Raw genomic sequence first — 17,025 nt, forward strand, 5'->3', positions numbered from 1 at the left:
AAGGACCCCTGGTCACCAGCGTTCAGCTGGGACCAGGGGTCCTTTTGTTTTTACAATGCTTGTGGTACCGAAGACAGGAGTCACCGATGTCCACCAACTCTCCCGACGACCGACCGGAGCGCGACCAGCGGCGACGGGACAGTGGGGACCGCGGAGACCGCGGCGGCTACCGCGGCCGCGACGACCGTGGCGGCTTCCGCCGTGATGACCGCCGCGACAGTGGTCGGGGCGGTGACCGTGGTGGTTACGTCCGCCGTGACGACAGGCGGGACGACCGTCGCGACGACAGGCGTGATGACCGCCGAGGCGATGACCGCGGCGACCGCGGTGGCTTCCGTCGGGATGACAACCGTGGCGCTGGCTACGGCCGCCGTGACGACCGTCGCGAGGGCGACCGCGGCCCCCGTCCGCCGTTCCGACGGGACGACCGCCAGGGCGCGCCGCGCCGTGACGACCGCGGGCGCGAAGACCGTGGCGGTTTCCGCCGTGACGACCGTGGTGACCGCCCCGCCCCCCGCCGTGACGACCGTGGTGACCGCCCCGCCCCCCGCCGTGACGACCGGGGCGACCGCCCCGGCTTCCGCCGCGACGACAACCGCAGTGGCGGTTACGGCCGGCGCGACGACCGCCGTGGCGATGACCGCGACCGCGGCGGTTATGGCCGTCGTGACGACCGTCGCGATGACCGCCGTGACGACCGCCCCGCCGTCCGTCGTGACGACGACCGTGGCGGCTTCCGCCGCGACGACCGCGGACGCGACGACCGTGGCGGCTTCCGTGGCGGCGACCGGGACCGTGGCTTCCGCCGGGATGACCGCGGCGACCGCGGTGGCTTCCGCCGGGATGACCGCCGCGACGACCGCCGCAGTGACGATCGTCGTGATGACCGCGGCGGCTTCCGCGGCCGCGATGACCGTGGTGGTCGTGACGACCGTGACAGCCGTGGCCCCCGCCGCGACGACCGTGGCCCCCGCCGCGACGACCGTGGTGGTCGGCCGGGCGGGTTCCGTGGGCGTGATGACCGCGGCGGCCGTGACGACCGGCGTGGTGGCGGGTACGACCGCCGTGACAGCGACCGCGGCGGCCACCGCGGCCGCGACGACCGTGACCGGGACCGCGAGCCGATCAAGCGGCTGCCGATCCCCGAGGACGTCACCGGCGACGAGATCGACAAGGACGTACGGCAGGAGCTGCAGAGTCTGCCGAAGACGCTCGCGGAGGATGTCGCCAAGAACCTGGTGATGGTCGCGCGGCTCATCGACGAGGACCCCGAGGGCGCGTACGGCTACGCCAAGGTGGCCCTGCGTCTCGCGTCGCGTGTCGCCGCCGTACGGGAGGCTGCCGGGTTCGCGGCGTACGCGAACCAGAAGTACTCCGAGGCGCTCGCCGAGTTCCGGGCCGCGCGGCGGATGACCGGGACCGTGGACCTGTGGCCGCTGATGGCCGACTGTGAGCGTGGGCTCGGGCGGCCGGAGAAGGCGCTGGACATGGCCGGGGCGCCCGAGGTGCACAAGCTGGACAAGGCCGGGCAGGTGGAGATGCGGCTCGTCGCGGCCGGCGCCCGGCGTGACATGGGGCAGCTGGACGCGGCCATCGTGACGCTGCAGAGCCCCGAGCTGGCCTCCAACGCCATACAGCCGTGGACCGCGCGGCTGCGGTACGCCTATGCCGACGCGCTGCTGGCGGCCGGGCGGGAGAGCGAGGCGCGGGAGTGGTTCGCGAAGGCCGTGGAGTCCGACAAGGACGGCAGCACGGACGCCTCGGACCGGCTCGCGGAGCTGGACGGTGTGGAGTTCGTCGACGTCCTCGGCGATGAGGACGAGACTCCGGACGCCTCCGAGAAGGAGTAGGCCGGAGTAGCAGGCAAAGGAAAAGGGGCGGATCCCAGTTCGGGGTCCGCCCCTTTTCCTGTTCACAGGTCCAGTGCTCGCAGGACCAGGCCCGAGGCCGGCTTCGGGCCGAAGGATGTCGACTTGCGGGGCATCGTGACGCCCTGGCGGGCCAGGTCGCGGACGACCTCCTCGCGGACCGGGTGCATCAGTACGGCCGTACCGCCGTCGCGTTCCGCCTTGCGGACGGTGGCCGCCGTGTCGTGGATGTAGGCGATGCGGGTGGGATCGTCCTCGGGGATGTGCCAGACATGGTCGAGGAGTGTGGCGTGCAGGACCGTCGCGTCCAGGGTGCGCCAGGCCGCGGGGCGGTCGGCGGGGATCGTGCGGGCCAGGAGGGCGGCGTCCGGGCGGTCGACGAGGTGGAAGGCGCCGTCGCCTGCGAGCAGGAAGGCGTTGCCTTCGCGGGCCGCTTCGGCGAGGGCCTCCAGGGCCTCGGCGAGGGTGGCCTCCAGGCGCCGGACACGGAACAGGCCCTCCAGGGATGCCACGGCGTTCGCCACGGGCAGGCCGTGCAGGAGGCGGTGGATGGCACGGACGCGCAGGGGGTAGCGGGCCGTGTCGACCAGGAGGACCAGGCCGTAGTCCCAGGGGCTGGGGGAGGGGTGCTCGGCGCGCAGACGGCGGTAGGTCGCCCAGCGGTGGTGGCCGTCGGCGATAAGGGCCTGGTGGCGGGCCAGGTCGGACTGGATGCGGGACACGTCCTCGGGGGCGGTGATGGCCCACAGACGGTGGTGGAAGCCGTCCTCGGTGGTGGTGGCGAGCAGCGGGGGCTGCTCGATGACGCGTTCCAGTACGGCGGAGGTGTCGGCGGCCGAGCCGTTGCCCCGGTAGGTGAGCAGCAGGGGTTCCAGGTTCGCCGAGGTGGCGCGCATCAAGGCCGCGCGGTCGGCGACCACATGCGGCATGACGTCCTCATGGGGCAGGACCACATGTTCCGAGGGGTCCGACAGGCGCAGGGCGCCGATGACGCCGCGCTGGAGCAGGCCGCTTCCGTCGCTCTGTTCGTAGACGTACAGGCCGGGTTCGTCGTCGGCCGTCAGGACGCCCTCGGAGAGCCAGCGGCGCAGGGTCTGGGCCGCCTGTTCGCTGCGGGCGCTGGGGGTGCCGTCCTGGGGGAGGATCAGGCGGACGATGTTGTGCGGGTCGGCGGACTGAAGGTGGTGCAGGCCGTCGGGGCGGACGACGACGTCGTACGGCGGGGACGTCACGGCGGCGAGACTGCCGACCCGGTCGGGGTCGTATCGAAGGCCTCGGAACGGGGTGAGTTCGAGGCCTCGGCGCGCCTCTGCTTCCGAGTGACCTGCTGTGTTCATCCCGGCATCGTACGTGTGTCAGTGGCATGCGGGATGATCGGGGGAAAGCCGTCGAACGAGGAGCGATGCGGAATGAGCCAGAGCGTCAGGACGAGGCCGGAGGGCAGTGGCCGGGCCCTGAGCGAGGCGTACGACACGGCGCTGCTCGATCTGGACGGCGTGGTGTACGCGGGAGGGAACGCGATCGTGCACGCGGTCGAGTCGCTGGCCACGGCCCGTGCGGGCGGGATGCATCTGGCGTACGTCACCAACAACGCCCTGCGGACCCCGGACACCGTCGCCGAGCACCTGACCGAACTGGGCATACCGACAGGCGCGGACGATGTCATCACCTCGGCGCAGGCGGTCGCGCGGCTCATCAGTGAGCAGGTGCCGGCCGGTTCCCGGGTGCTCGTCATCGGTGGCGAGGGGCTGCGGGTGGCGCTGCGGGAGCGGGGGCTCGTACCCGTGGAGTCGGCGGAGGACGATCCGGCGGCGGTCGTGCAGGGGTACGGCGGGCCGGACTTGGCGTGGGGGCGGTTCGCCGAGGCGTCGTACGCCATCGCGCGCGGGGTGCCGTGGTTCGCGTCCAACACGGACCTGACGATCCCGAGTGCGCGGGGGATCGCGCCGGGCAACGGCGCGGCGGTGGAGGTCGTACGGATCGCGACCGGTGCCGAGCCACAAGTGGCCGGCAAGCCGCTGCCTCCGATGCACCGGGAGACGATTCTGCGGACCGGCGCCGAGCGGCCGTTGGTGGTCGGGGACCGGCTGGACACGGACATCGAGGGGGCGTTCAACGGCGAGGTCGACTCGCTGCTGGTGCTCACCGGCGTCACTGACGGCGCCCAGTTGCTCGCGGCGCCGCCGCAGCACCGGCCGACGTATGTGGACGCGGATCTGCGGGGGTTGCTCACCGGGCAGCCGGAGGTCGCCGAGGAGGGTGACGGCTTCCGGTGCGGTGGCTGGATCGCGACGGCCGGTGCCGAGCGGTTGGAGCTGGACGGGGACGGCGAGGCGCTGGACGGGCTGCGCGCGCTGTGTGCGGCGGCCTGGACGGCGGCGGGCGAGGGTTCGTGCGCGCTGGACGCGGGGAAGGCGCTGGCCCGGCTGGGTTTGTGAGCCTCCGTTCGATGCCGACCAGGCATCCAGAGGGAATGCGAGGGTAGGCTAACCTAACTGCGTGTTGGTCGACAGTCCCCCAGAACAGCGCGCGGAAACCGCCCCCGCGCCCCCAACCCGCCGGGCGATACGTTCCCTTGGGCTTCTCGTCTCCGCCATGATCCTGGTGCTCGTCGCGCTGGCGAGCATCGCGATCGGAGCGAAGGACCTCTCCCTGGCCCAGGTCTGGCACGGCCTGTTCCAGGACACGGGGACGTACGGCGACATCGTCGTCGACGAGCGGGTCTCGCGCACCGTGCTGGGGCTGCTGGCCGGTGCCGCGCTCGGCCTCGCGGGGGCCGTCCTGCAGGCGCTCACCCGCAATCCGCTGGCCGATCCCGGACTGCTCGGAATCAACGCCGGCGCCTCCGCCGCGGTCGTCACCGCCATCACGTTCTTCGGCGTCACCTCGATGAGCGGCTACATCTGGTTCGCCTTCTTCGGCGCGGCCGCCGTCGGGGCGCTGGTCTGGTTCCTCGGCGGCAGCCGGGGAGCCACGCCGGTGCGGCTCGCGCTGGCGGGCACCGCGATCAGCGCCGCGCTCTACGGCTATCTCCAGGCCGTCATGATCTCGGACAACGCGGCGCTCGGCCGGATGCGTTTCTGGACGGTGGGCTCGCTGTCGTCCGCGACCGACTCGACCATCAAGCAGGTCCTGCCGTTCCTGGTGATCGGCATGATCCTCGCCCTCGCGCTGGCCCGGCCGCTGAACGCCATGTCCATGGGCGACGACACCGCCAAGGCGCTCGGCGCCCATCTCAGCCGCACCCGGGCGCTGTCCATGCTCGCCGCCACCGTGCTGTGCGGGGCCGCGACCGCCGCCTGCGGGCCGATCGTGTTCGTCGGCCTGATGGTGCCGCACGTCGTGCGCTCCTTCACCGGACCCGACCTGCGCTGGATCCTGCCGTACGCGGGCGTTCTGTCGCCCGTGCTGCTGCTCGGCGCCGATGTCATCGGCCGGGTCATCGCCCGGCCCTCGGAGGTCCAGGTCGGCATCATCACCGCGATCATCGGCGGTCCGGTGTTCATCCTGCTCGTACGACGGCGGAGGACGGCGCAGCTGTGAAGACCAACCGTGCTGTGCGGACCCCGGGCGGCCTCTCCGTCCGGCTGGACGTCCGTGCCCTGACCGTCGTACTCCTGCTGCTGCTCGCCGCGTTCGCCGCGAGCGTCCTGCTGATCGGGACCGGGGACTTCCCCATCTCGGCGGGCGATGTGGTCAAGACCCTGCTCGGAAACGGCGATCCGGGGCAGGAGTTCATCGTCAATGAGCTGCGGCTGCCGCGGGTCCTGGTCGCCCTGCTGGTCGGGGCCTCGCTCGGGCTCGGCGGCGCGCTGTTCCAGGCCGTCTCCGGCAATCCGCTGGGCAGCCCGGACATCCTCGGCCTCGGCCAGGGTGCGACGGCCGGTGCGCTCACGATGATCGTGCTGTTCTCGGGGAGCGCGAACCAGGTCACGATCGGCGCGCTCGTGGGCGGCCTGGTGACCGGTCTTGCCATCTATCTGCTCGCCTGGAAGCAGGGCGTGCACGGATATCGACTGGTCCTGGTCGGTATCGGTATGTCAGCGATCCTCACCGCCGTCAACGGCTATCTGCTCACCGTCTCCGACATCGTCGACGCGGCCCGCTCGGTCGTCTGGATGACCGGCTCCCTCAGCGGCCGGGACTGGGCGCAGGTCTGGCCGCTGCTGGCGCTGTGCACCGTACTGGTGCCGCTGGTGCTCGCCAATGCGCGGGGGCTGCGGATGATGGAGATGGGCGACGACGTCTCCAACGCGCTCGGGGTGCGCGTCGAGCGCGTACGGGCGCTGCTGATGATCTCCGCCGTCCTGCTCACCGCGGCCGCCACGGCCGCCGCGGGCCCCGTCAGCTTCGTCGCGCTCACCGCCCCGCAGCTGGCCCGGCGGCTGACCCGCTCGCCAGGACCGAACCTGCTGCCGTCCCTGTGCATGGGCGCGGCCCTGCTCGTCGTCGCCGACTGGGCCTCGCAGCGGCTGTTCGGCGCCGACCAGATGCCCGTGGGCGTGGTGACCGGCGTGGTCGGCGGCGCCTATCTGCTGTGGCTGCTGGTCACCGAGCGCAGGGCGGGCCGGATATGAGCGGCACTGCGAACAAGAACACCCGAAGGAGCACTGTGAACCGCCTGTCCGCCGAGAACGTCACCCTGGCCTACGACCAGCGGGTCATCGCCGAGGAGTTGTCGGTGGAGATCCCCGACAACTCCTTCACCGTGATCGTCGGCCCGAACGCCTGCGGCAAGTCCACGCTCCTGCGCGCGCTGTCGCGGATGCTCAAGCCGAGCCAGGGCCGGGTGCTGCTGGACGGGCAGGTCATCCAGTCGATGCCGGCGAAGAAGGTCGCGCGGACCCTCGGCCTGCTGCCGCAGTCCTCCATCGCGCCCGACGGCATCACCGTCGCCGACCTGGTGGGCCGTGGCCGCTATCCGCACCAGGGCATCCTGCGCCAGTGGTCGACCGAGGACGAGCGGGTCGTCCAGGAGTCTATGCGGCAGACCGGGGTCGCCGAGCTCGCCGAACGCTATGTCGACGAACTCTCCGGCGGCCAGCGCCAGCGCGTGTGGATCGCGATGGCGCTCGCCCAGCAGACGCCGCTGCTGCTGCTCGACGAACCGACCACCTACCTCGACATCCAGCACCAGATCGACGTCCTCGACCTGTGCGCGGAACTGCACGAGGAACAGGGCCGCACGCTCGTCGCCGTGCTCCACGACCTCAACCACGCCGCCCGCTACGCCACCCACCTCATCGCCCTGAAGGGCGGAGAGGTCATCGCCGAGGGCGCGCCGAACGACATCGTCACGGCCGAGCTGGTCGAGGAGGTCTTCGGGCTGCGCTGCCAGATCATCGACGACCCCGAGACGGGCACGCCGCTGGTGGTGCCGGCCGCGCGCAAGGCGCGCGCGGTGAAGACCTCTGCCTGAGCGGGCTGGAGAAGCTTGCAGGCTAGAGAAGCTTTCTGAGGACGAGCAGGTCGCGCACGCCCGCGTGCAGCTTCACCCGGCCCGAGCCCCAGGCCTTGGCGAAGTGCAGCTCGCCACCGACCAGCGCGACCAGGTCGTCGCCGGTCATGGCCAGTCTGATCTGCGCCTTCTCCCGCGGCGGGCCCTGAAGGGTTTCGTGCACATGGATCCGGCCGCCCTGGAGGCGGCCCGCGAAGGTGACGTCCAGGTCGGTGATGTGGCAGCTGACCGAGCGGTCCAGGGCGGCCGCCGTGCGGGCGTCCCCCTCGGCGTGCTGCATGTTGTCCGAGAGCTTTTCGAGTGCGGCGCGGCACTCTTCGATCGTGGCCATCGCGATCGACGGTACCCCAGCGCTTCGGGGTAGCGTCTGGGCATGAGCGACGCAGTTCCGGAGACGGAGACTCTCCAGGAGGCGGTGGAGCCGGAGTACGACCCCGCTGCCCCCGCCCCTTTGAACGTGCCCCGCACACCCACCGGCGACGCCGAGGTGGACGCCCAGCTGGAGCGGCTGGCCGACGCCGACCACCTCGCCACGGACGGACACGTCGAGGTGTACGAGGATGTACACAGGGGGCTGCGCGACGCGCTGACCGCGCTCGACGCCCGCCCGGGACCTCCGGTGCCCCCTTCTCCGTCGTATGGCAGTAGGAGCTGAACCGAACGTGGCAGGAGTCGCACGTCGCCGTCTCGACGCCGAGCTGGTCCGGCGGAAGCTCGCGCGCTCGCGCGAGCACGCCAGCCAGCTGATCGCCGCCGGACGGGTCACCGTCGGCAAGACCGTCGCGACCAAGCCGGCCACGCAGGTGGAGACCGCGGCCGCGATCGTCGTCTCCGCCGACGACAGCGATCCCGAGTACGTGTCACGGGGCGGCCACAAGCTGGCCGGCGCGCTGGAGGTCTTCGTACCGCAGGGGCTCCTCGTCAAGGGACGGCGGGCGCTGGACGCGGGGGCTTCCACCGGCGGCTTCACGGACGTACTGCTGCGGGCGGGGGCCGCGCATGTCGTCGCCGTGGACGTCGGATACGGGCAACTCGCCTGGACTCTTCAGAGTGATGAACGCGTCACCGTCAAGGACCGTACGAACGTACGCGAGCTGACGCTCGAAGCGATTGATGGGGAGCCAGTGGATCTTGTCGTGGGGGATCTGTCCTTCATCCCGCTCGGACTGGTGCTGCCCGCCCTCGTGCGGTGTGTGAAGCCGGACGCCGACCTGGTGATGATGGTCAAGCCGCAGTTCGAGGTGGGCAAGGAGCGGCTCGGCAGCGGGGGTGTGGTGCGCAGTCCGGAACTGCGGGCCGAGGCGGTACGGGGTGTGGCGCAGCGGGCCTGGGAGCTGGGGCTCGGGGTGATGGGGGTCACCGCCAGTCCGCTGCCGGGGCCGTCCGGGAATGTTGAGTACTTTCTGTGGCTGCGGTCCGGGGCACCGGCACTGGACCCGGCCGACGTTGACCGTGCAGTGGCGGAGGGGCCGCGTTGACACAGAACCGAGCTCGTACTGTTTTCCTGCTGGCCCACACCGGACGGCCTGCGGCGATCCGCAGCGCCGAGCTGGTGGTGAAGGGGCTGCTGCGGTCCGGCATCGGGGTACGGGTGCTGGAGGCGGAGGCCGCCGATCTGCCGCTGCCGGAGAGTGTGGAGCTGGTCAAGGAGGCGACCCCGCAGTGCCTCGACGGGTGCGAGCTGCTGATCGTGCTGGGCGGGGACGGGACGCTGCTGCGCGGCGCGGAGTTCGCTCGGGCGTCCGGGGTGCCGATGCTGGGCGTGAACCTGGGGCGGGTCGGGTTTCTCGCGGAGGCCGAGCGGGACGATCTCGACAAGGTGGTCGACCGGGTGGTCACCAAGGCGTACGAGGTCGAGGAGCGGATGACGGTCGATGTCGTCGTCCACCAGAACGGCGACATCGTGCACACGGACTGGGCGCTGAACGAGGCGGCGGTGCAGAAGGCCGGCGCCGAGAAGCTGTTGGAAGTGGTGCTGGAGATCGACGGTCGGCCGGTTACGGGGTTCGGGTGTGACGGGATCGTGCTGTCCACTCCGACCGGGTCCACGGCGTACGCCTTCTCGGCGGGTGGGCCTGTGGTGTGGCCCGAGGTCGAGGCGCTGCTGATGGTGCCGATCTCCGCGCATGCGCTGTTCGCGAAGCCGTTGGTGACGTCGCCGGACTCGGTGCTTGCTGTTGAGGTGCTGCCTCATATTCCGCCGGGGGTTTTGTGGTGTGACGGGCGGCGGACCGTGGAGCTGCCGCCGGGGGCGCGGGTGGAGGTACGGCGGGGGGCCGTGCCGGTGCGGCTCGCTCGGCTGCATCACGCTTCGTTCACGGATCGGCTCGTTGCGAAGTTCGCGTTGCCTGTTTCCGGGTGGCGGGGGGCGCCTCACTAGTTCTCCACTCCCCTGGGTGACAGGGTGCCTCGCGCTGCGGCGGCCCTACCTCGTATGGTCGTGTCCGTGTTGGAGGAGATGCGGATACGGTCGCTCGGAGTCATCGACGACGCGGTCGTCGAGCTGTCGCCCGGGTTCACCGCGGTCACGGGTGAGACGGGTGCGGGCAAGACCATGGTGGTCACCAGCCTCGGGCTGTTGCTCGGTGGGCGTGCTGATCCGGCGCTCGTGCGGATCGGGGCCGAGAAGGCGGTCGTCGAGGGGCGGGTCACCGTGCCCGCGGGCGCCTCGGCGGTCGTACGGGCCGAGGAGGCCGGGGCCGAGCTCGACGACGGGGCGCTGCTGATCAGCCGTACCGTTTCCGCCGAGGGACGCTCGCGGGCCCATCTCGGTGGGCGCAGTGTGCCGGTCGGGCTGCTCGCCGAGCTCGCCGACGAGCTGGTGGCCGTACATGGGCAGACCGACCAGCAGGGGCTGCTGAAGCTGACCCGGCAGCGGCAGGCGCTCGACCGGTACGCGGGGGACGCCGTCGCGGTGCCGCTCGCCAAGTACGGCGAGGCCTACCGGCGGCTGCGCGCGGTCGCCGTCGAGCTCGACGAGATCGTCACGCGCGCACGTGAGCGGGCCCAGGAAGCCGACATGCTGCGCTTCGGTCTTGACGAGATCGCCGGCGTCGAACCGCGCGCCGGAGAGGACGTGGAGCTCGCCGAGGAGGCGGAGCGGCTCGGGCACGCCGAGGCGCTGTCCTCGGCCGCCACGGCCGCACACGCCGCGCTCGCGGGCAACCCCGAGGACCCCGAGGGTATCGACGCCGCGACGCTCGTCGCGGGTGCGCAGCGGGCGTTGGACGCCGTACGGTCGCACGACCCGGCGCTGGCGGCGCTCGCCGACCGGATCGGTGAGATCGGGATCCTGCTGGGCGATGTGGCGGGGGAGTTGGCCGGGTACGCCGATGACCTGGACGCGGATCCGCTGCGGCTTGCGGCCGTCGAGGAGCGGCGGGCGGCGCTCACGGCACTGACGCGGAAGTACGGCGAGAATGTCGCCGCCGTCCTCGCCTGGGCCGAGGAGAGCGCCGCGCGGCTCACCGAACTGGACGGCGACGACGAGCGGATCGACGAGCTGACCGCGGAACGGGACGCGCTGCGGACCGAACTGGGCGGGCTCGCACAGGCGTTGACCGATGCGCGGACGGAGGCCGCCGAAAGGTTCGCGGCCGCCGTGACCGCCGAGCTGGCCTCGCTGGCCATGCCGCACGCGCGCGTGTCCTTCGACATCCGGCAGAGCGAGGACCCGGAGGGCGTGGAGGTCGGCGGCCGTACGGTCGCGTACGGGCCCTCCGGCGCCGACGAGGTCGAGCTGCTGCTGGCCCCGCACCCCGGGGCTCCGCCGCGACCCATCGCCAAGGGGGCGTCCGGCGGTGAGCTGTCCCGCGTGATGCTGGCCGTGGAGGTCGTGTTCGCGGGGACGGACCCGGTGCCGACGTATCTCTTCGACGAGGTCGACGCGGGCGTCGGCGGCAAGGCGGCCGTCGAGATCGGACGGCGGCTCGCCCGGCTCGCGAAGACCGCGCAGGTGGTAGTGGTGACGCATCTTCCTCAGGTCGCGGCCTTCGCCGACCGGCAGTTGCTGGTCGAGAAGACCAACGACGGCTCGGTGACCCGGTCCGGTGTGAAGGTGCTGGAGGGCGAGGACCGGATCCGGGAGCTGTCGCGGATGCTGGCGGGCCAGGAGGACTCGGAGACGGCACGGGCGCACGCGGAGGAGTTGCTGGCGACGGCCCGGGCGGACGCGTAGCTCCGCATAGGGTGGCCCGATGATCGTCCGCGCCTCCCTCACCGCCCTGCTCACCCGCGCCGCCATAACCGGCCTCCGCGCCAAGGCGCCCGACCGTTGGCGGCGCGAGAACCACGCCGGGCGGACCGTGGATCTCTGTGCCGGGCCCGCGAGCGCTGTGGCCGTCGCCGTGGGGACCGGCTTGGCCCGGCCCGGCGTCGGGGCTGCCGTGCTCGCCGCCGGGGCGTGCGGGGCGTACGACGATGTCGTCGGCGCCGGTGATCCACGACGTGGGTTCCGGGCACATATGTCGGCCCTGCGGGATGGTGAAGTCACCAGTGGCGTGGTCAAGTTGTTCGGGGTCGGGGCCGCCGGGCTGCTCGCGGGGGCCCTGCTCAAGGAGCGGGCTCTGGACAAGGTGCTCGCCGGGGTGGTGATCGCCGGTACGGCACACTTCGTCAACCTCGTGGACGTACGGCCGGGCCGGGCCGCGGGCGCCGTGCTCGCGCTCGGGGCGCCCGGGCTGCTGCGCGGTGGTGTCGCGGGGGAGTTGTCCGGCGCCGCGATGGGGGCCGCCGCGGCCGTACTGCCGGACGACCTCGGTGAGCGGTCCATGCTCGGCGACACGGGCGCGCACGCGCTCGGCGCGGCCCTGGGCGCCGCCGTCGTCGCCGGCAACGGACGGGCCGGACTCGTCGCCCACGCCGCCGCGGTCGTCGCCGCGACGGTGTACGGGGACAGGGTGAGCGAGGCGGCCCGCAGTCTGAACCTCGCGCACATCCGTGCCGTCGCTCACCCATGTGGGTGACCCGCGCCCCATGGCCGCCCGTGTCGCGCGCGGACGTCGGCGACCTCGGAGTTCCCGGAACACCCGTACGTCCTGGCATCCTTGGCGGTGCATGTCGTACGCGCAGGGATCCTCGCGGTTCACCCCCTCCGCTCGATCCTTCTGTACTTTCTTCGTGACCGCCCGACCCCGAACCAGGAGCCCGGCCACGTGACCCCCGTGAGCAGCCACTCACCGCACGGCCAGTCGCCGCTGCGCACCGTGCAGGTGCTGGGCGGAGGCAACGCTGGCAGCAGCGTGCATGTGCGATCGCTGGCCTCGGGGCTCGTCGCGAGGGGCGTGCGGGTCACCGTGTGCGCCCCCGTCGAGGCCGATCACCTCTACGACTTCAGCGGGGTCGGCGCCGAACATGTGCACGTGCCGCGCAGCAGCGACCCCGGTTCCGTGGCCGCGCTCCGGGCGGCCTGCATGGACGCCGACCTGGTGCACGCGCACGGGCTGCATGCCTCCTTCCGCGCCGTGCTCGCGCTGAGCGGGCGGCGCATGCCCCTCGTGGTCACCTGGCACGACCGGGCGTACGCCGAGGGCGCCCGCGCCCATCTCGTGCGTCTGCTGGAGCGGCGGGTCGTCAAGGCCGCCTCCGTGGTCCTCGGCACCACCTCGGCGCTCGTGGACCGCGCCCGCCGCACCGGTGCCCGGGACGCGCGGCTCGCCGCCGTGTCGCTGCCCGCGGCGCACAGCGCCCCCGAGAGCGAGCAGGACGACGCCGAGCGGCGGCGGCCCAAGGTGCGGGCCGAACTCGGCGCCACTGGACGCCCGTTGCTGATCGCCGTCGGCACCCTCGAACGGCATCGCGGGTACGACGTCCTGCTGGACGCCTCGCGCGCGTGGCGCCGGATGGACCCCTTGCCGCTCGTCGTCATCGCGGGCGAAGGGCCACTGCGGGGCGAACTCCAGAGCCGTATCGAGGCCGAAGGACTGCCCGTCCGGCTCATCGGGCGCCGTGACGATGCGCGCGAGCTGATCGCCGCCGCCGACCTCGCGCTGCTGCCCAGCCGGTGGGAGGCGCGGTCCGTGCTCGCCCAGGAAGCCCTGCACGCACGCGTGCCGCTTGTCGCGACCCAGGTCGGCGGAGTGCCCGAACTCGTCGGCGACGCGGCCGAACTCGTCCCGTACGGCGATCCGGAGGCGCTCGCCACCGCCGTCGTACGACTGCTCGGCGACCCCGAGCGACGCGAACTGCTCAGGGAGCGGGGGGTACGGCAGGCGGGGACGTGGCCGACCGAGGACGAGACCGTGGCTCAAGTGCTGAGCGTCTACGATGAGTTGACCCAGGCCAGGCCGCTGATCTAGGGCACGTGCCGGCGGGCCCGCAGGGCCAGGCTCAACGCCAGGACCGAATGCGGGTCGTCGAGGTCGGTGCCCAGCAACTCGCCGATGCGGGCCAGGCGGTTGTACAGGGTCTGCCGGTTCAGGTGCAGTTCGCGGGCCGTCTCCGCCTTGCGGCCCGCGTGGGCCAGGTAGGTCTGGAGCGTCGGCAGCAGCGGTGGCTTGGAGCGGGCGTCGTGGTCGCGCAGCGGGCCGATCGCGCGGTCCACGAAGGCCGCGAGGTCGGGGTGCTCGCGCAGCCGCCACAGCAGCAGGTCGATGTCCAGGCGGCGGGCGTCGTACCAGGGGCGGTCGGTCAGGCCCTGGGCCGCGGTCGCCGTCTCCGCCGCGTGCCGAAGGCTCGCCGAGGCCGCCGCCCAGCCGCTCGCGACCCCGACCACCACGACCGGCGGCAGCGCTCCGGGCCGCTGCATCCCGGCCCGCTCCACCCCGGCCCGCAGCGCCGCCGCGACCCGGTCCGCGACCGCAGAGCGCTCCGACTCCGAACGCAGGCCCAGCAGCAGCGGCACCCGGCCCTCCACCGGCCGTACACCCAGCAGCACCGGAACCCCCACCGACGCCAGCTCCTCGGCGACCGCGCGGGCCAGCACCGCCCAGCCTCCCCCACTCTCGGCTCCGCTCGAGCGGGCGGTACCCCCATCCGGGGACAGCGCGTCGCCGAGCCGCATCACCACCGGCAGCAGCGGGCCGTCACCCGGCTTGAAGCCCAGCACGCGCGCCTGCGCGGGCGCGTCCTCCGCGGCGATCCGGCCCTCGGCCAGGTCGGTCAGAAAGTCGCCGCGGCCCCGGGCCGCCAGTTCCTCCTCCTGCCGCGCCTGCATCAGCACCACGGCGAGGATGCCCGCCGCCCGTTCCGCCGCGATCCGGTGCACGGGGGCGAGGGGAGCCCGCACCGGGAGCAGGACCAGACGCGCGCGGACCGAGCCCGTGCCGGGGCCGCCGCCCGGCACGTCCACCAGGACCGAGCCCGCCGGCGGCGGCGCGTCCTTGTGCTCGCCGCGCAGGCCCTCCCACACCTGGAGCGGATCGGCGTTCTCCGGGCCCGCGCCGGCGGCGTACAGGAGCTGGCCGTCCGTCGTCTCCAGGAACACCGGGTTGCCGCTGAAGTCAGCGAGGATGCCCAGCACCTGGGGGATGCCGCCACCGCCCAGCAGGGCCTCCGTGCAGCGGCGGTGCACCTCCTCGGCGCGCTGGAGGAGCGCGTAGTGGCCGTTGACGATCTCGGTGTGGATCTCCTCGGTGACCGTCACGAACGGCACCTCGCGGTGCAGTTGGACCAGCGGAAGACCGGCCGCCCGGGCCGTGTCGACGAGGGCCGCGGGCAGCCGCGTGAAGCGCGGGCCCAGCTCCACCACCAGGGCGGCGATCCCGCGTTCGGCCAGCGTGCGGACGAACGCGCGCTGTTCGGCCGGACGGGTGCCGAGGCCGTAGCCGGTGGTCAGCAGCAGCTCGCCGCCCTTCAGCAGCGAGGCGATGTTGGGCACCTCGCCCGCGTGCACCCAGCGCACGGTGCGCCCCAGCCGGTCGGCGCCCGCCAGGACCTCCGGGAGCCCGCCGCGCAGCCCGGGCAGCTCCAGCGCCCGCTGCACGGTGATACCGGCGCCCTGAGTGTCGTATCCGCTGTCCATGGGCCGGACGCTACCCGCGCCCATGCTTCCGGGACATCTCCGGGCGGTTACGGAGACGATCATCCGGCCGCCGCGCGCGACAATGCGTCGCGCCCCACCCGGAATTGTCCGACCGCGTGTCTGTTGTGGCGCGTGTCACTGCGCCGCCACACTGGCGCATCCGGCGCAGAAGGCGCGCGTGACCTTCGGATTTCGTTGCGAGAGTACGGCGAGAGGGGCGGGCATGGCAGAGACACCCACGCGAGAGGTCCATCGGCTCAAGGCGAATTCGGTAGGTCTGGTGGGCGTGGTGTTCATGGCGGTGGCGACCGCCGCGCCGATCACCGCGATGACCGGCAACCTGCCCATCGCGGTCGGCTTCGGCAACGGCACGGGCGCGCCCGCCGGCTATCTCTTCGCGACGCTCGTGCTGACGGTGTTCTCCGTCGGCTATGTCGCCATGGCCCGCCGGATCACCGCGGCCGGCGCCTTCTACGGCTACATCTCGCACGGCCTGGGCCGGATCGCGGGCATGGCGTCCGGGATGCTCGCCGTATTGGCCTACATTGTCTTCGAGGCCTCCATCGTCGGCGTCTTCTCGTACTTCGCTAAGACCACCGTCCACGACCAGCTCGGCGTCGATCTGCCGTGGATCCTGTACGCGGCAGCGATGCTCGCCGTGACGGCCGTGCTGGCCTACTTCGACATCAACCTCACCGCCAAGGCGCTGGGCGTGATGCTGATCGCGGAGATCGCCGTGCTCTTCGCGGTCGCCACCGCCGTACTCCTCAACGGCGGCGGCCCCGACGGCATCCCGGTCGAGCCGATCAACCCGGCCAACGCCTTCACCGGCACCTCCGCCGGGCTCGGCCTGTTCTTCGCGTTCTGGTCGTGGGTCGGCTTCGAGTCGACGGCGATGTACGGCGAGGAGTCCCGCGACCCCAAGCGGGTCATCCCGCGCGCGACCCTCATCTCCGTCATCGGCGTCGGGATCTTCTACATCTACGTCTCCTGGATGACCATCGCCGGCAACGGCCTGAAGGGCTCCGTCGAGATCTCCTCCGGCACCAGCCCGCTCGACCTGTTCTTCGACCCGGCCCACTCCTACATCGGCGCCTGGGCCGTGGACACCTTCCAGTGGCTGCTGATCACCGGCTCGTTCGCCTGCGGCATGGCCTTCCACCAGTGCGCGGCCCGCTATCTCTACGCCATCGGCCGCGAGGGCTTCCTGCACCCCGCCCTCGGCCGCACCCACGCCCGGCACGGCTCGCCGTACATCGCGTCCTTCGTGCAGTCGGTCATCGCCGTCGGCCTGGTCGGCGCCTTCTGGCTGACCGACCAGGACCCCTACATCCACCTGTACACGCTGCTGGCGATCCTCGGCACGATGGCGATCCTCATCGTGCAGACCCTGTGCTCCTTCGCCGTGATCGGGTACTTCCGCAAGAACCACCCCGAGGACCGCCACTGGTTCCGCACCCTCACCGCGCCCCTGCTCGGCGGCCTCGGCATGATCGCGGTGGTCGGCCTGCTGGTGACCAACCTGGACACGGCGGCCGGTACGGCGGCCGACTCGCTCTTCTTCAAGGCCATCCCGTGGATCGTCGGCCTGGTCTTCTTCGGCGGTCTGGGCCTCGGCTTCTATCTGAAGGCCAGGCGGCCGGAGCGCTACGAGATCATCGGCCGGATCGTGCTGGAGGACGCGGCCGAGCGCACGGAAAGCCCGGTTGGGGCGCCGACGGCGGGGTAGCCGCGCCCGC

Annotated in this window: 16 protein-coding genes; 12 read left to right on the forward strand and 4 right to left on the reverse strand. The window is 72.3% G+C overall.

The window, feature by feature from the left end; all coding sequences use genetic code 11:
- Window positions 1-80: 80 nt before the first annotated feature.
- Window positions 81-1,088, reverse strand: a complete 1,008-nt coding sequence (locus tag H4N64_RS44405) for a hypothetical protein (RefSeq protein WP_222109081.1) — start codon at window positions 1,086-1,088, stop codon at window positions 81-83.
- Window positions 1,089-1,133: 45 nt separating this feature from the next.
- Between H4N64_RS44405 and H4N64_RS44410 the strand changes: the two genes are divergently transcribed.
- Window positions 1,134-1,850, forward strand: coding sequence for a tetratricopeptide repeat protein (locus H4N64_RS44410; protein ID WP_222109053.1), 717 nt, complete (start codon window positions 1,134-1,136; stop codon window positions 1,848-1,850).
- 62 nt (window positions 1,851-1,912) lie between these two features.
- On the opposite strand, the gene H4N64_RS16775 is transcribed toward H4N64_RS44410, so the two are convergent.
- The gene (locus H4N64_RS16775; RefSeq protein WP_186283126.1) at window positions 1,913-3,205 is read right to left on the reverse strand and encodes a DUF1015 domain-containing protein; all 1,293 of its coding nucleotides are present in this window, start codon (window positions 3,203-3,205) and stop codon (window positions 1,913-1,915) included.
- A gap of 72 nt (window positions 3,206-3,277) precedes the next feature.
- Here H4N64_RS16775 and H4N64_RS16780 point away from each other — a divergent pair, with 72 nt between their 5' ends.
- The 4 genes from H4N64_RS16780 (at window position 3,278) to H4N64_RS16795 (ending at window position 7,287) form a co-directional block, all read left to right on the forward strand.
- Window positions 3,278-4,306 carry an HAD hydrolase-like protein gene (locus H4N64_RS16780; protein ID WP_186283127.1) on the forward strand — a complete coding sequence of 343 codons (1,029 nt, stop codon included), beginning with the start codon at window positions 3,278-3,280 and terminating at the stop codon, window positions 4,304-4,306.
- A gap of 61 nt (window positions 4,307-4,367) precedes the next feature.
- Window positions 4,368-5,411 (forward strand): iron chelate uptake ABC transporter family permease subunit, encoded by a 1,044-nt coding sequence (locus H4N64_RS16785; RefSeq protein ID WP_186283128.1) that lies wholly within the window; start codon window positions 4,368-4,370, stop codon window positions 5,409-5,411.
- Entirely contained in the window at window positions 5,408-6,445 is a 1,038-nt protein-coding gene (locus H4N64_RS16790; RefSeq protein ID WP_186283129.1) for an iron chelate uptake ABC transporter family permease subunit, read from the forward strand. Before H4N64_RS16785 ends, H4N64_RS16790 begins: the two co-directional genes overlap by 4 nt.
- Entirely contained in the window at window positions 6,442-7,287 is an 846-nt protein-coding gene (locus tag H4N64_RS16795) for an ABC transporter ATP-binding protein (protein ID WP_186283130.1), read from the forward strand. Before H4N64_RS16790 ends, H4N64_RS16795 begins: the two co-directional genes overlap by 4 nt.
- A 22-nt stretch (window positions 7,288-7,309) precedes the next feature.
- On the opposite strand, the gene H4N64_RS16800 is transcribed toward H4N64_RS16795, so the two are convergent.
- Window positions 7,310-7,657, reverse strand: coding sequence for an SCP2 sterol-binding domain-containing protein (locus H4N64_RS16800; RefSeq protein ID WP_186283131.1), 348 nt, complete (start codon window positions 7,655-7,657; stop codon window positions 7,310-7,312).
- Window positions 7,658-7,699: 42 nt separating this feature from the next.
- Here H4N64_RS16800 and H4N64_RS16805 point away from each other — a divergent pair, with 42 nt between their 5' ends.
- The 6 genes from H4N64_RS16805 to H4N64_RS16830 all read left to right on the forward strand — a co-directional run bounded on the left by H4N64_RS16805 (window position 7,700) and on the right by H4N64_RS16830 (window position 13,622).
- Window positions 7,700-7,981: a hypothetical protein gene (locus tag H4N64_RS16805; RefSeq protein ID WP_186283132.1), complete on the forward strand. Its 282-nt coding sequence runs from the start codon at window positions 7,700-7,702 to the stop codon at window positions 7,979-7,981.
- Between the two features lie 7 nt (window positions 7,982-7,988).
- Window positions 7,989-8,804 (forward strand): TlyA family rRNA (cytidine-2'-O)-methyltransferase, encoded by an 816-nt coding sequence (locus H4N64_RS16810; protein ID WP_186283133.1) that lies wholly within the window; start codon window positions 7,989-7,991, stop codon window positions 8,802-8,804.
- The gene (locus tag H4N64_RS16815; protein WP_015661465.1) at window positions 8,801-9,706 is read left to right on the forward strand and encodes an NAD kinase; all 906 of its coding nucleotides are present in this window, start codon (window positions 8,801-8,803) and stop codon (window positions 9,704-9,706) included. The genes H4N64_RS16810 and H4N64_RS16815 overlap by 4 nt, the downstream gene beginning before the upstream one ends.
- A gap of 54 nt (window positions 9,707-9,760) precedes the next feature.
- Window positions 9,761-11,503: a DNA repair protein RecN gene (recN, locus tag H4N64_RS16820; RefSeq protein WP_186283134.1), complete on the forward strand. Its 1,743-nt coding sequence runs from the start codon at window positions 9,761-9,763 to the stop codon at window positions 11,501-11,503.
- Window positions 11,504-11,522: 19 nt separating this feature from the next.
- Window positions 11,523-12,290: a hypothetical protein gene (locus H4N64_RS16825; RefSeq protein ID WP_186283135.1), complete on the forward strand. Its 768-nt coding sequence runs from the start codon at window positions 11,523-11,525 to the stop codon at window positions 12,288-12,290.
- A gap of 189 nt (window positions 12,291-12,479) precedes the next feature.
- The gene (locus tag H4N64_RS16830; RefSeq protein ID WP_186283136.1) at window positions 12,480-13,622 is read left to right on the forward strand and encodes a glycosyltransferase; all 1,143 of its coding nucleotides are present in this window, start codon (window positions 12,480-12,482) and stop codon (window positions 13,620-13,622) included.
- On the opposite strand, the gene H4N64_RS16835 is transcribed toward H4N64_RS16830, so the two are convergent.
- A complete protein-coding gene (locus H4N64_RS16835; RefSeq protein WP_260859764.1) occupies window positions 13,619-15,286 on the reverse strand; it encodes a PucR family transcriptional regulator in 1,668 nt (555 codons plus the stop codon). The genes H4N64_RS16830 and H4N64_RS16835 overlap by 4 nt on opposite strands.
- 223 nt (window positions 15,287-15,509) lie before the next feature.
- On the opposite strand from H4N64_RS16835, the gene H4N64_RS16840 reads away from it, so the two are divergent.
- The gene (locus tag H4N64_RS16840; protein ID WP_186283138.1) at window positions 15,510-17,015 is read left to right on the forward strand and encodes an APC family permease; all 1,506 of its coding nucleotides are present in this window, start codon (window positions 15,510-15,512) and stop codon (window positions 17,013-17,015) included.
- The last annotated feature ends 10 nt before the right edge of the window (window positions 17,016-17,025 follow it).

This window comes from Streptomyces cupreus (genome assembly GCF_014257025.1).
GTDB classification, from domain to species: domain Bacteria; phylum Actinomycetota; class Actinomycetes; order Streptomycetales; family Streptomycetaceae; genus Streptomyces; species Streptomyces cupreus.